Annotated in this window: 9 protein-coding genes; 7 read left to right on the plus strand and 2 right to left on the minus strand. The window is 46.6% G+C overall.

Annotation, left to right across the window (positions count from 1 at the left end):
- The first annotated feature begins 165 nt into the window (after positions 1-165).
- On the plus strand, positions 166-591 hold the full coding sequence (locus tag EKG39_RS07480; RefSeq protein ID WP_126505107.1) for a LexA family protein: 426 nt from the start codon (positions 166-168) through the stop codon (positions 589-591).
- A 135-nt stretch (positions 592-726) separates the two neighbouring features.
- Entirely contained in the window at positions 727-1,980 is a 1,254-nt protein-coding gene (locus EKG39_RS07485) for a Y-family DNA polymerase (protein ID WP_126505108.1), read from the plus strand.
- A gap of 150 nt (positions 1,981-2,130) precedes the next feature.
- Here the strand turns inward: EKG39_RS07485 and EKG39_RS07490 are convergent, their stop codons facing one another.
- Positions 2,131-2,472, minus strand: coding sequence for a P-II family nitrogen regulator (locus EKG39_RS07490; protein ID WP_126505109.1), 342 nt, complete (start codon positions 2,470-2,472; stop codon positions 2,131-2,133).
- A 264-nt stretch (positions 2,473-2,736) separates the two neighbouring features.
- On the minus strand, positions 2,737-3,111 hold the full coding sequence (locus EKG39_RS07495; RefSeq protein ID WP_012142513.1) for a hypothetical protein: 375 nt from the start codon (positions 3,109-3,111) through the stop codon (positions 2,737-2,739).
- Positions 3,112-3,553: 442 nt separating this feature from the next.
- Between EKG39_RS07495 and EKG39_RS07500 the strand changes: the two genes are divergently transcribed.
- From EKG39_RS07500 to EKG39_RS07520, 5 genes are all read left to right on the plus strand, one after another.
- Complete coding sequence (locus EKG39_RS07500) at positions 3,554-4,552, plus strand: DUF4382 domain-containing protein (protein WP_126505110.1); 999 nt, start codon at positions 3,554-3,556, stop codon at positions 4,550-4,552.
- Positions 4,553-5,021: 469 nt separating this feature from the next.
- Positions 5,022-6,212, plus strand: a complete 1,191-nt coding sequence (locus EKG39_RS07505) for an efflux RND transporter periplasmic adaptor subunit (protein WP_126505111.1) — start codon at positions 5,022-5,024, stop codon at positions 6,210-6,212.
- A gap of 3 nt (positions 6,213-6,215) precedes the next feature.
- Positions 6,216-9,398, plus strand: coding sequence for an efflux RND transporter permease subunit (locus tag EKG39_RS07510; RefSeq protein WP_126505112.1), 3,183 nt, complete (start codon positions 6,216-6,218; stop codon positions 9,396-9,398).
- Positions 9,399-9,913: 515 nt separating this feature from the next.
- Positions 9,914-10,789: an RnfABCDGE type electron transport complex subunit B gene (locus EKG39_RS07515; RefSeq protein WP_221767370.1), complete on the plus strand. Its 876-nt coding sequence runs from the start codon at positions 9,914-9,916 to the stop codon at positions 10,787-10,789.
- Positions 10,790-10,850: 61 nt separating this feature from the next.
- Positions 10,851-15,776 carry a 2-oxoacid:acceptor oxidoreductase family protein gene (locus EKG39_RS07520; RefSeq protein WP_126505113.1) on the plus strand — a complete coding sequence of 1,642 codons (4,926 nt, stop codon included), beginning with the start codon at positions 10,851-10,853 and terminating at the stop codon, positions 15,774-15,776.
- The last annotated feature ends 5 nt before the right edge of the window (positions 15,777-15,781 follow it).

A 15,781-nucleotide genomic window follows, 5' to 3' on the forward strand; every position in this document is an offset into this window, starting at 1 on the left:
CTATTAGTCCCCCCTATTCTACCAAATCTCAATCATTTGAAAAACACTAAATTGGCGCTTAAAAGCGCATGCCCGCGCACTGTGGCTAAAAAAGATTGCCTGTTGGGAGATTACTGCTAAACTTACAACTGTATATTTATACAGTACATGGTAGATTATAAACTTATGAAAGTGATCCCCATCTCAGCCAGTGCCGGCATTACCGGATTCGAGAGCCCGGCAGCAGACTATAAGCAACTGCCATTGAGTCTGGATGAGCTACTCGTCGAACATCCAAGCGCCACATTTATCGGCCAGGCCAGCGGCAACTCGATGCAGAATATCGGCATATTTGACGGTGATATTCTTATCGTGGACAGGCATGTATCCGTTAAAAATCAAGATGTGATCGTCGCCAATTACAACGGCTGCTTTGTCTGCAAAATTATTGATACATACAGACGACTGTTACTGTCTGCCAGCGATGAACACCTGCCGGTAACCATACATGAATACGACCAATTCAGCGTTGAAGGCGTTGTAGTACGGTCGATACGCTGTCATCGCCCAAGTCCTTTACTGACAAAAGGAGCGGGGAGGAGTGAAAGTTAACTCATGAATAAATTTGATACAAACAACGGCCCTACCTTAATATATCCCACAATTTCACGTCATAGGCAGGCCTGTACCCCGTCGCTATCAACAGCCGAATCTTGCACATTTTCACCGATAGCAAGGCAGAGATAGATGTTTGCACTGGTCGATGCCAACTCCTTTTACTGCTCCGCCGAGCAGGTGTTTCGTCCCGAATGGCGCGGTCGCCCGATTGTGGTTCTGTCTAACAACGATGGCTGTATCGTGGCGGCGAATCGTCAGGCCGTCGATGCCGGGATCCCCAAGTTCGAACCCTTTTTTAAGGTGAAGTCACAATGTGAGCGATTAGGTGTAATTGCACTCAGCTCAAACTATGAGCTTTACGGCTCGTTGTCGGCCAGTATGATGGAGGTCATAGGCCGCTTTGCCCCCGAACAACACATCTATTCTATCGATGAATCCTTCCTCTCCTTTAAACACTGCTCTGCGGCGATCCCCTGCTTAATCAAGCATGGTGAGACCCTGAGGCGTGCCGTCTGGAAAGAGACCCGCCTGCCTGTATGCGTTGGTATGGCTGAGACGCTCACCCTGGCCAAGATTGCTAACCATGCCGCGAAAAAACATGAGGGCTATCATGGTGTCTGCCTAATCGACAATCCACAACAACGTAAAGCGATCTTACTTAAAATGCTCCCGGGAGATGTATGGGGAATTGGGCGCCGTCTGGCTAAGCGCCTGGATATCATGGGCATCAAGACCGCCTACGCCCTATCTCAAATGGCCCCCGGGATCGCCAGAAAACAGTTTAGCATTGAGGTCGAGCGCACCGTTCGTGAGCTCAATGGTGAGATCTGTAAGGGGTGGGATGAGGCCCGCGCCGATAAACAGCAGATCTTTTCCACACGTAGTATGGGTGAACGGATAGTCGATGCCGTATCACTGCAACAGGCATTGAGTAAACATGCAGGAATTGCCACCAGCAAGGCAAGAGAGCAAGGTTCATTGTGCTCTGTGCTACATATTTTTGCGTCGAACTCCCCTTTCGATGAAAATCCGACGGGCTTTAAGATCACCCACCGTTTCGCCTATCCAACCAATGATACCGGCGAGATCACCGAGGTGGTCAACCGCATAGCCGCACGGCAATTTCGCGAAGGAGTCCGCTACTACAAGGTAGGTGTAGGTTTAATCGATCTCGTCAGCGAAGCACACCTGCAGAGGGATCTGTTTGAGCCCCCTAAGAACCCTGCCTTAATGCGGGTGTACGACAGGGTTAATCATAGATATGGTTCAGACTCACTCTTTATGGCGGCCCAGGGGATCACGCCGAAATGGCGCATGCGCAGACAATATCTTAGCCCCCAATACACCACATGTTGGCAGGATCTGCCTAAGATACGGTGCTAGAGGTATTAACTATAGATGCCAGGAAGTTGTACTAAAAAGTAAAAAGAGTGCTTGCTGGTTAATCAAACCAAGATCAACCAGCTGATACGGAACATGAAAACATTAGCCCATATAGGGCTGGCTCATATAGGGCTGGCTCATATTCAACCCCTATTTTTCGAAATAGTTAAAATCATCTTCATTGACGACACGCTGTTCATGAACCCAAAGCAACTGTTCTACATCGGTAACGGCGACAAAACCTATGCTGATCTCACCAATTTCGGCGGCCTTCATGATGAGTTTAGCTACGTTATCAACATGTTCAGCGCTGGTATAAACTTCCAGCTGAGTATGACCAACTAACTGATCTTGAGTGTATAAGTTACTGTATTTACCGCGTCCTCTGACGGTAAACACCGTAAAACCGCTGATGCCATGCGCCTCGAGTGCATGTTGAACACTTTCAAGTTGCATATCCCCTATAACCGCAGTGATTTTCTTAAGCTTCATACAGAACTCCTTTCAAAATGAGTTAACTCGAGTAGCTAAAAAACATAGCCAATGAAGAACGAACATCCCATTAACTAGTTTAGCCGTAAATAACCGGAGCCTATGACAAATTGTGCAAATAAATGACGAGGTTATGGAAAGCAGGACGAAAGACGATTTGCCCGACGTTCCTGTTAGATGAAGTTGGGGGGAGTGATAGATAATGACGACATCAAGAATCAATCAACCCCTCATATTTGAAGGGTTGAATACTTTTATTGAGCGCTAGTGCTTCTTACTGCCAGGTAACGCTTTTGGTAATGAATTACGGGGAACGGGCTCATTCTCATCGTTGTCTTTGACGTTTTGATCGACGTACTTGTAGTAACCCTCTTTAAAACGAGTCCACCAGCCGTGAGACAACTCGGCTCCATGAGCCTCTATATGCTCCTCGATTCCATCCAGATTACAGTGGGTCGCATCATAGGCAACATTTAACGTTGAAGATTCATCATCATAAGAGACACTATCGATACCGATTATTTGATCTATCTCATCTATGATAATCTGTTTATTTTCAGCCGTGATACCCTCTAGCTTCAGATGTCTGACAACAAGGTTAACTTCTTTTACACCGCCTCTGTGGTCTAAATCACTCATTTTACCTTCCTCATTAAGTCACAAATTCTAATAGAAACAACTGATTTTATTGTTATATGAAGCATCCTATTAAAACCCCAATGTATCGAATACCTGAAAATAAAAGCCTTTCCGGTACGCTGCACATAATGGCTAATAAGCCTGTTTAAGCTTCATTGCTTCTTACTTCCGACTCCAATAATAGTTCACCCTAAGCATCATCTCATACAAAGAAACATTTTTTTAACTGTTTTAACCCAGTTTTGACACAGATCAACAACCGGTAGTCAGCCTCAAGCCAGATAACAAGCCTAAGACTCACAGTTCTCATTAACAGAACCGTTACAACTAGACCTTAGTCGCATCATGGTTAAATCTCGAGCAGTAATTGACAGAGATCAACAACGCCTACCCACGAAGAGGTATTATCGAGCAAGATTCATACAACAGTGGCCTTCATACAATGAAAACTAATACAGCACTCCTACTATTATCTTCTTTGCTACTGGTTAGCGCATGTGGAAGTGACAGCTCCGATCCTGAAAAAGAATCGGTATTGCCTACAGGTAAATTATCATTAGCTATCTCCGACTCGCCTATGTCCGGAGTTTCACGTTTAGGCTTGGTCTTAGATGAGCTGGTCATGACCGATGCTGCAGGAGTCTTACACAGACACGATCTGCAAGATATGGCATTTAACCTACTTGATTACCAGGGAATGGATAGTCATATGGTCATCGAAGGGGTTGATATGCCTGTGGGACATTACCACGATGCCTTTATTACAGTTCATCAGGGTGATGGCAATCAGGGCTGTTACATTGAAGATGGCCAGGGGCGTCACGGTCTGCATGTGACAGATGGGCACCTACCGGTTCAGGATTTTGAATTGATCGCAGGGCAGCACCTTTCGCTCACCATGGAGATGGATCTCTATCGGGGGCTTTCATATCACCAAGGCCAGTATCAATTTAACCATGAAGGGATGTGGAGTGTAGACAACAGGTATATGGGCCACCTGATAGGTGAAGTCGACCCTCAATGGATAGCCGACTGCGAAACAGCCTACTCTGACTTAGCACCCGTTGGCGGACAATTTACCCATTTAGCCTATCTCTACCCAAATACAGTCACAGACATATCCCAGATGGCAGATATGGGAACGACACCACCAGCCGGATATACGGCACCTTCTGCAGTGAGTCCTATGATGCAGGATTATAACGGTAACTGGCACTTCGCTATGGGATACCTGCCTGCCGGTGAATACCGGGTCGGTTATAGCTGTTTAGGACACATAGATGATCCAATAGCCGACGATATCAGTAGTGGTTCATTTGTGATCTTTAAAGATTCTGGTGAGATCACTATAGAGACAGGATCTCAGGGCGGACGACAAACAGTACATGAATGTGGAAGAGGCAACGGTGGTCACCATGGCGGTGGCCGACACGGCGGTTAATTCATTTTTTAGGGAGTCAGGTTTTAAGGGCTTCAGATTTTGGAGCCCTCTTTCTTAGAAAGGTTACAGCCCTGCTTTCAAGTTATCAAACATGATATGTCACTTGGTAAACCCTATCCGTCAATAACCCGCTATTCATGTCCTCACACTTTGCCTTATAAACAACAACACAAATTGTAACAACCGATACTGTGCGACATAAATCTATTGTCTGTTATCGGTTATTTATAATGTTTATTATTCATATCCTTACTAAAAAATATATCGCTCCCCTCCATAATCATATAGATGACATACATTTTTACACAATCCAGATGTAACATTGACACAGATCAATTAACATACTCAGGTTAAAACCATTCTTTCGCCAAATTCTGTAGCAGATAGATGTAAAACCTAAGATGTAAAAACCTATGTGCTTACAAAAGTTTAATAATAAAAAAACTGGCTTCAACAAGAGGAAGTGTTAGTGGCTACAAAAAAACAGATTATCTTGCCTATTGTCGTACTCTCCGCCGGGATCGGCGCTTTCGTTGCAATCTCGGCACTGAAAAAACCACCGGAAGAGAAAGAGGCGGTCGACAATACTCCACTGGTCGCGGTCAAACAGGTCGAGATTAAGCCTATGACATTCTCGGTTAACTCCTACGGTGTAGTCAGCGCAAAATATGAAACTGAACTCGTCTCACAGGTCAATGGAGAGATAGTCTTCCTGTCACAGAGTTTTGTACGCGGCGGATTTGTTAAGAAAGGCACGGTTCTGGCCAAAATTGACTCCAGTGATTATGACGCCGACCTTATCGATGCCGAAGCCAATCTGGCTTCAGCCAGAGCGACGCTGGTTCAGGAAAAAGCCTACGGTAAGGTCGCCGAAGAGGAGTGGAAGCGCATTAAGGATGGCGTCCCCACAGAACTGAGCCTTCGAAAACCACAACTTGCACAGGAGATAGCTAAACTCAACTCCTCAGAAGCGGGTCTTAAACGTGCACTTCGAAATGTCGAACGCACAACGATCAGGGCGCCTTATGATGCGCTTATCGAAAGCAGGAATATCGGTTTAGGCTCCTACGTCAGTAAGGGCACCCCACTGGGTAAAGTATTAAACACAGATAATGCAGAGGTGCGCCTTCCACTTGCAGATAAAGAGCTTCAATACCTGATCAAAAAAGGTAAAGACGCCAAAGTCAGTCTGGTTGCCGACCTCGGTGGCGAGAAGCAGGAGTGGACAGGCACCATAGTACGTAGTGAAGGCGTTATCGACAGCCGCAGCCGTATGACCTATCTGGTTGCCGAAGTGATTGACCCTTATGGGTTAAAATCTGGTAATAATGAACTCAGATACGGTACCTATGTCACCGCCAGTATTGCCGGGAATGAAGCCGGTAACGTCGCAGTTGTCCCGAGACACCTTATTGTCAATGGTCAGATAGCTGTGTTGGACGACGAGAAGAAGCTGCGTTACAAGCCAGTTAACGTCATTCGCCAATTTGGCGCCGAAGTCGTCATATCTGAAGGGCTTGATGCTGGCATGAACATCATCACCTCGGCGCTGGATTATCCGGTAGAGGGAATGCAGCTGGCTCTGCCTGAAGATAAGATCCTGCAAGAGGATGATTCTGAAGAGAGTGAGACTCAGTTAGCGATGGAAGAGAAGGACTAAACGATGCCGGATACGAACAGAGGCATCATCTCCTGGTTTGCGCGCAATAGTGTCGCAGCTAACCTTCTGATGCTCATCATTATAATAGGTGGTCTCTTGACTGCCGATACCATACGTAAGCAGTTTTTTCCTCAGGTAGAGATAAATTGGGTAGAATTTAACGCTTTCTACCCTGGAGCCGCACCACAGGAGGTCGAAGAAGGGATCACCATAAAAGTCGAAGAGGCGCTCGAGAGTGTCCAGGGACTAAAACGCGTTATAACCTACTCGAATCGTAACTCAGCCAGGGGTTACTTTCGAATTGAAGACTCTTACGACCCTCAAGTCGTACTGGATGAGATAAAGTCAGAGATCGATTCCATATCCAGTTTCCCCGATGACATGGAGCGCCCTAAGGTTGAGCGCATAAAACTGCGTCAGGAAGTGCTCTATATGAGCTTGTATGGTGATATGACCCCTAGACAGCTCAAAGAGCTGGGTGAAAAGATCCATGACGAGCTGATGCAACTTCCACTGGTTAATATTACCGACTTTTACGGCGGGCTGGACTATGAGATCGCCATCGAGGTCAGCAAAGACAGGCTTCGGGAATACGGCCTGAATTTTAACGACGTTGCCGCAGCGGTAAGAGGCTTTTCCCGTAATATGTCGGCGGGTCAGATAAGAGCAGAGAATGGTTATATTAACCTGCGTGTTCAAAATCAGGCCTATGTGGGATACGAATTTGAAAATCTGCCATTAATCACACTCGATGACGGAACCACGGTACTGCTGGGGGATATCGCAACGGTCGTGGATGGTTTTCAGGAGGGGATCCAATACTCTAAGTTTAACGGCAAAAACTCAGTCACCTTCTTTATCGGCGCCGCTAACGATCAGAGCATGACCGATGTCGCCGATGTGGTGAAAGCCTATGTCGCCGAAAAACAAGACGTATTACCAGAAGGACTGAAACTCGAGACCTGGGTCGACATGACCTACTACCTTGAGGGCCGTCTGGACTTGATGTTAGACAGCATGAAAACCGGTGCCGTCTTGGTATTTTTGATGCTGGCACTGTTTCTTCGCGTCCGTCTCGCATTTTGGGTAATGATGGGACTACCTGTATGTTTCTTAGGTACCTTGCTCTTTATGCCAATGGCCATGATAGATGTCACCGTCAATGTCATCAGCCTGTTCGCCTTTATCCTGGTACTGGGTATCGTGGTCGATGATGCCATCGTCATGGGTGAGAGTGCCCATGAAGAGTGTGATAAAAATGGGCAGAGTCTCGATAATGTCATCCGCGGGGTTAAACGCGTTGCTATGCCCGCCACCTTCGGCGTTCTGACAACCATAGCGGCATTTTTACCCCTGACGCTGGCGGATGGTCCCTCCTCCGCCTTTGGTAAGGCTATCGGTTATGTCGTTATTTTGTGTCTGCTCTTTTCCTTGGTCGAGTCAAAGCTTATCTTACCTGCCCACCTGGCGCGTATGAAGAAGAAGACCATAGTCAAACCCGGGTCTAAAAACCCGATAGATTGGCTACGTAACGGGGTTAACTTCGTTCAGGGCAAGGTCGACTCAAATCTTAAAAAACTGATCCAAAATATCTACCGACCCACGCTGACTATGGCTGTAGAGTATCGCTATACGGTTATCATGTTGTTCATCAGCTTCGTGCTGATCTGCGCCGGATTATACACTGGTGGCATGATACGTTATATCGGCCAGCCTAAGATCCCCCATGATTTCCCGCGTGTATCCTTTGATATGAATGTGGATGCCTCTGAGAAGGCGACGCTGTCTGCAGCATTAGCCATCGAAAAAGCCATCTATAACGTCGATAAGCAGCTCGAAGAGAAATATGGGCAAGGCATGATCTCAGATATGCAGGTCGATCTGGAGGGACGCACCTCGGCAAAAGTGATGACCAAATTGGTCGACCCTGAGATAAGGCCACTCGACACATTCGAACTGGCAGAGATGTGGCGCAAAGCCATGCCACTCATTCCGGGAATGAAGTCGTTCGAAGTGCAGGACAACCTGTTTGGCGGTGGTCGTGACGATGGCGATATCAGTTTCCGCCTCGAAGGCAAGAATGAAGAGCAACTCGTCGCAGCATCGCAGGAGCTTAAGGCGAAACTGAACTCACTCAAGGGTGTTGGTGATGTTAACGACAGTCGACAGTCCAGCGCTAAAGAGGTGCAGTTCGAGCTTAAACCGCAAGCCTATGGTCTGGGGCTGACCTTAGCCAATATCGCCTCACAGGTCGGCAATAGTTTCTATGGTCTGGAAGCACAGCGGATCTTAAGAAACGGTGAAGAGATCAAGGTGATGCTTCGCTACCCAGAAGAACAGCGTAACTCTATCGCTCAGGTATCCGAGGTATTAATTGTGACGCCTCAGGGCGCCGAGGTACCTCTGTCTGAGGTCGCAAATATCACAGTGACACAAGGCGTTAATGGTATTCGCCGTGAAAATGGCAACCGTACGATTAATGTCTGGGGCTCTGTAGATGCCGATCAAGCCGAGCCATTCAAGTTGGCTCAGGATATCCGTGATAACTTTATGCCTCAGTTGTTGAAAAAGTACCCGAGAGTGAAGAGTGAAGTGTCGGGCAATATTCAGGAGCAGATGGACAGCGCTAAGACTCAGTTACGAGACTTCATCATATCCATGTTGATCATCTACAGCTTACTGGCGATACCGCTTAAATCTTATTCGCAACCTCTTATGATCATGGCCGTGATCCCATTTGGTGTGATTGGCTCAGTGCTGGGCCATATGATAATGGGCATAGATCTCAGTGCCCTGTCGCTGTTCGGTATAATTGCGGCGGCGGGTGTGGTGGTGAATGACTCCCTGGTTATGGTCGATTACATCAACAAGTCCAGAGAATCCGGCATAGCGATGAAAATAGCGGTTCTGGAAGCGGGTTGTCGACGATTCAGAGCCATCATGTTGACCTCTCTGACCACCTTTATCGGTTTGATGCCAATCATGACTGAGACCAGCATGCAGGCCAAAATGGTGATCCCAATGGCAACCTCACTCGCCTTCGGAGTTCTGTTTGCGACGGTTGTGACCTTGATGCTGATCCCATGCTTGTATCTGGCTATCGAAGACATTAAAAAGCTGTTTGGTAGTAAGTCTCGTGCACACCATGAAGCAGATCATGGAATGGAGCCAGAGCTAATCAAGTAACCTTGACCGAATAACCATCCAAACAAGGTTAATGGCTTAACACTAAAATGCCGCTCTACATCAGAGCGGCATTTTTTATGAAATAAGTAAACTGATAATTAAACTGATAAGTAATATAGCCAATACCACGTTGGTGAACTGCGCCACAAATATTGGATTAGAACACCCGGAAAATCAGCACCATAGCGCACAGCCAACTAGCATACATTAGTCCCTCTCCTCAATCGCCAATCTAGCACTTCAGACTCACACAGGCGAACTGTGTGCAAAGACTTCTTCTTTTTGTCGCAATTGGACTTTCTACTTTTGCTTTTTTGTAAAATTCACACTGTAAAATTTTCGTTGTAAAATTGTTAAACCAAATCTGCTAACCTACTACTAAATAGGTATACCAACTGAAGTGGTCGACCGGTACCTACAGAGAATATCAATGAACTAACAACAAGAATGCGAGGCTGGATTAGTTGCGAAAAACAGATGAAGAGCTGCAGTGACTAAATTGGAGTAACCAAACAATGGGTGAATTGACTAGTAACTTAATTGCCATAGCGTTTATGGCTGGCCTGGGCTTGATATTGGCTGGCATATTGGTGTTAGCAAATAAACGGCTTTATGTTCACGAAGATCCCCGAATCGATGATATCGAAGAATTATTGCCTGCTGCCAATTGTGGGGCCTGCGGTTCTCCCGGATGTCGCCCATTTGCAGAAGGCTTGATTAACGGAACTTTCGAGCCATCCCGGTGCACAGTGAATACCGAGGAGTCTGTCAGGATTATTGCTGATTATCTTGGTGTAGATGCAGGTGAGACGAATAAAAAAGTTGCAAGACTTGCTTGTGCAGGAGGCAAGCATGTTGCACTCATCCGGGCAAGTTATTCAGGTCTCAATAGCTGCCGGGGTGCTGCTCTGGTTTCTGGTGGCGGGAAAGGATGTGCCTGGGGGTGCCTGGGGATGGGTGACTGTGCAGTCGTCTGTGATTTTAATGCCATCACCATAGACAAACATGGATTACCTATTGTCGATGAAGGGAAGTGTACAGCGTGTGGCAACTGTGTCGATGTCTGTCCTAAAGATTTATTTAAACTGCACTCCATCGAACATCGACTCTTTGTGGCCTGTAAAAATCTTGAAAAAGGTGACGAGCCAAAGACTGAATGTGAGCTGGTTTGTACCGCCTGTGAACGCTGCGTAGTCGATTCGCCAGAAGGGCTCATTACCTTGGGAAATCACCTGGCGGTAATTAACTATGACAAAAACAGCCTTGCCTCTCCCATTGCGGTGGAGCATTGCCCTACGGGGGCTATCGTCTGGCTTGATAATCGAGGCGGCTATAGAACTGGCAAAGCCTGTAAACCAACTATTCGAAAGAAGCCCCTCCCCATAGGGTAGGATTGCTCGCTTAGATATCCACAAACTACTTCAAGATGCATTAACACAGAGGGTTGATCAGATGTCCGGTAAAGAGAGTAAGAAGACGTTTAAATACCCTGGTATTCGCATGGCAATGGATGGCAACACTGCAGTTATTATGTGTGAGAGAGAGGCTTCAGATGCTGCCGGTGCCTACCCTATTACCCCCTCCACTCAGATGGGCGAATATTGGGCAGAAGAAGTTGCCAAAGGCCATCTCAATATTGCTGACAGAGAACTGATTTTTGTAGAACCGGAATCAGAGCATGCAGCCGCGGCCGTAACTGCAGGTATGTCGATGAGTGGGCTTCGTGCTACCAACTTTTCCTCTGCTCAGGGAGTGGCATTTATGCATGAGTCTCTCTATGCCGCGGTGGGGAAACGTCTTCCTTATCTACTCAATGTTGGTTGTCGGGCAATAACCAAGGCTTCATTGAATGTGCATTGCGCCCACGATGATTACCACTGTATCGATGACACAGGTTTTTTTCAGGTGATGGGAAAAGATGCACAAGCCGCTGCCGATCTAAATCTGATCTGCCGAAAAACGGCTGAGCTAAGTTTAACGCCTGCAGCGGTTGGCCAGGATGGTTTCCTGACAACGCATCTTATTGAATCAGTGAATATTCCTGAACGTGAACTGATTGCAGAATATTGTGGTCTCGCCGATGATATTATTGATTGCCCAACACCTGCGCAACGTATGACTTATGGTAACAAGCGTCGTCGCGTACCAGAGGTCTGGGATGTCGATAACCCTATGGTGTCCGGTCCTGTTCAAAATCAGGATGCCTATATGCAGGCCGTAGCCGCACAACGCCCGTATTTCTTCGACCATATTGTCGAGCTCTTTGAGCAATCTGCCGATGAGTACTATCAATTAACCGGTCGCCATTATAAAAGAGTGGGTTTGTATAAGGTGGATGAAGCGGATTACCTCATCATTGGAATGGGATCATTGATCGGACAGTCTGAAGCCATTGCTGACTATTTACAGGAAACGCGTGGTCTTAAAGTCGGTGTTTTGAATTTAACTATGTTTCGCCCTTTCCCCGGAGATATGATCGGATCTGCACTGAAGGGGAAAAAAGGTGTGGTTGTTCTCGAACGGACAGATCAGCCATTAGCCGAAGATCTGCCAATTATGCGTGAAATCCGCGCTGCAATTACAAAATGCATGGAAAATGGCGTTGCATCAAAAAACAAACCCTTTGAGACCTATGCCAGTTACCAAAAACGTAGCGATGCTCCGCCATTATTTTCCGGCTGTTACGGGCTGGGTAGCCGCGATTTGCAACCCGAAGGTATCATAGGGGCAATTGAAAATATGCTGCCCGAGGGAGCACAAAAAAAATTCTTTTATCTGTCTGTTGATTTTGTACGTGATGAGCCAGCCAATCCCAAGCAAGAAATTCACATGCAAAAATTGCTTGATGATTATCCCCAGATTAAAAATATGGCCGTCCGCGGGAGTGAAAATCCCAATCTGTTGCCAGAAAATAGTATTACCGTACGTATGCACTCGGTAGGTGGCTGGGGGGCGATCACTACAGGCAAGAATCTGGTGATGACCCTTTATGATCTACTGGGCTATGATATTAAAGCTAATCCCAAATATGGTTCCGAGAAAAAAGGTCAGCCTACAACCTATTTTCTCTCTGCTGCACCCGAACCAATCAGGATCAACTGTGAATACCATTATGTTGATCTTGTGTTGTCTCCCGATCCCAATGTATTTGGTCACTCAGACCCTCTTTCCGGTTTAAAGAAAGGTGGCTCGTTTGTTATTCAGTCAGATCTTGCCGATGCCGATGAAGTGTGGGCCACCATTCCTTTCAAGAGTCAGAAATTCATCATTGATAATGAGATCCGGGTTTTCTTTGTCGATGGATTTAAAATCGCCAGAGAAGAAGCATCAAACCCCGAGTTACAGTTCAGGATGCAAGGTAATGCTTTTCAGGGGGCCTTCTTTGCAGCATCGCCTTTGATGGAGCGTTCCAGCCTCGATGAAAAAGGTCTGTTCAAAGCAATTGAGGGGCAATTGAAAGACAAGTTTGGTGGCAAAGGCAGTGCCGTTGTTGAAGATAACTTGCGTGTTGTACGCCGCGGCTTCGATGAGCTAATCGAGATCACCAATAAAGCAGCGGGCGTGAATCTGGCGGCAGTGGCTCGCAAAGAGGCAGGGATCCCCATCATGCTCAAACATACGCCTGTTGGTGATGGAGGCTTGGCTGATGTGCATGCATTTTGGGAAAAAACGGCGAGTTTTTACGCTAGAGGCCAGGGTGATGAAAATCTGGTCGACCCCTTTATCGGTTTAAGTGTTTTTCCGGCGGCGACTGGGATCTATCGTGATATGACCAATATTCGCTTCGAATACCCGCAATGGAGACCGGAAAACTGTACCGCCTGTGGTGATTGTTATACGACTTGTCCCGACGCTGCAATTCCCGGATTGGTCAACTCAGTCTCGGAAATATTCGATACCGTTATCAACAACATTGAAAAATCTGGTATTCCGACACTGTATCTACGACGCGAGACACGCAATGTTGAAAAGCGTTTGCGAAAAATACTGAATGAAGCCGGTGAAGCAGCAGATGTCAGAAAAATGATTGATCTGGCGGTACTTGAACATTTAAAAGATTCCGCTCTTGAAGGTAAGTTCAGAGATAATCTTGAACGGGAATTTGCTTTATTTGTAGAAGCGTTAGGTGATTTTAAATTCGCTATCACCAAGCCATATTTCCTCAATAATGAGAAGAAGACTAAAAACAGTGGTGGTTTATTCTCAATCACCGTAAACCCTTATACCTGCAAAGGTTGTATGGAATGCGTTGAGGTATGTAAAGACAAGGCTTTGGTTCCAGTTGCCCAAAATAAAGCCGCTATTGAAACATTACGTGACGAGTGGGCATTCTGGTTAGACTTGCCATCAACCTCACAGGAATTTAGCCGTATTGATGATCTGGATGAAAAAATAGGCGCGCTACAGACATTACTCCTGGACAAACGTAACTATGCAGCAATGAGCTGTGGTGACGGTGCTTGTCTGGGTTGTGGTGAAAAGACCGCCCTTCATATATTTACCGGAACTGCGACCGCCTTGATGCAACCAAGGGTTAAGGCTCAGATAGAGAAATTAAATAAACTGGCAGAACAATTAGAACAACATGTCAGACTCAAACTTGCCGACAATATCGATCTGAGCGATCAGATGGCTATCGAAACAGCAACTCAAGATAATCAGGATAGAGATCTCACCCTTTCCTGCCTCACAGCCAGTCTTGAGCAAGGAAAAATATCTCATCCCATTGATCCCGTATGGTTGCGTTGGGTCACTCAACTGATTGAAAAATTGCGTTATTTAAAATGGCAGTATGAGGAAGGCACTACGAGCAAGGGGCGTGCCGAGATGGGGATTATCAACTCTACGGGTTGCACCTCTGTCTGGGGTGCTACATTCCCGTATAACCCCTACCCTTTCCCCTGGACAAGTCATCTATTCCAGGACTCCCCTTCGGTTGCCATGGGTATATTTGAAGGGCATATGCGCAAGATGAGCGATGGTTTTAAAACAATTCGTATTGCAGAGTTGGAACTCGCTGGAAAATATACTATTGATGTTCATGATGACTTCTTCAAGCGCTTCAATTGGAAGCAATTTACTGATGAAGAGTTCCTTCTATGCCCGCCGGTCGTTGCTGTCGGTGGTGATGGTGCCATGTATGACATTGGTTTCCAGAATTTATCCCGTCAAATGATGTCCGGTGTGCCGGTGAAAGTCATGGTGCTTGATACTCAGGTTTACTCCAATACCGGAGGTCAGGCCTGTACCTCGACTTTTGTGGGCCAGGTTGCGGATATGTCACCTTATGGCAAGGCTGCGAAAGGAAAAACAGAGACCCGTAAAGAGATGAGTCTGATTGCCGCCGCTCACCGTACCTCTTACGTTCTGCAAAGTTCAGCCGCTACGGAAACCCACATGATCGAAGGTTTTATTGAAGGCCTTAACAGTCGAAGACCGGCAATATTTAATATCTATACTACTTGTCAGCCGGAGCATGGTGTTGCCGATGATGCCTCTACATCTCAAGCCAAACTTGCGATGGACTCCCGAGCGTATCCTTTGTTCAAATTTGATCCCGATGCAGGAACGACTTTTGAAGAGTGTTGTAGCATTAAAGGCAACCCTGCAGTCAATGACGATTGGCTAACGTATCAAATTGACTATATAGATGATGAGGGTAAAGCGGGTCGGCTGGAAGTACCTCTGACCTTTGCTGATTTTGCCGTGACTGAGGGACGATTTCGCAAGCAATTTCGTCAAGCCCCTCCTGAAACATGGAATGACGACATGGTTCAGTTGCATCTATTTCTGGATTTGGATGAGGATGAACGACAAGGTAAATTTCCTTACATCTGGGGAGTAGATGCCAGGAATCATTTAACCCGTATCCTTGTTGCTCAGCCAATGGTTCTTTCCTGTGAAGAGCGACGTCAGTTCTGGCACCAATTGCGTTCAATTGCCGGTGAAGATGTTAAGTCTAAAGTCGATGCTAAAGCCGTCGCCGATCAAGCTCGAGCCGAAATGGCACAATCTCTGGCAGCCAATTTGTTAGCTATGTCCTGCGGTAATGTTACAGCGCCGGACTCATCGCTAACAGCCGGTGTTACAGCTGTAGTAGCCGAGACATCCACTGCAGCCCCTCTTGATTACGAACCGGTATGGATTGAGACTCCTGAGTGTACCGCTTGCGATGAATGTATCAATCTGGCACCGGGAATATTCCAGTATAACGATGACAAACTGGCAGTTGTGATGAATCGGCAGGGCGGTACATTTGAGGATATAGTCAAATCTGCAGAGAAGTGCACTGCACAAGCGATTCATCCCGGTACGCCATGGAATAGCGCAGAGCGAAATCTTGACAAGCTGATCAAACGATCAGAAAAGTTTCAGTAAAGCCG

This window comes from Shewanella atlantica (genome assembly GCF_003966265.1).
GTDB lineage: Bacteria > Pseudomonadota > Gammaproteobacteria > Enterobacterales > Shewanellaceae > Shewanella > Shewanella atlantica.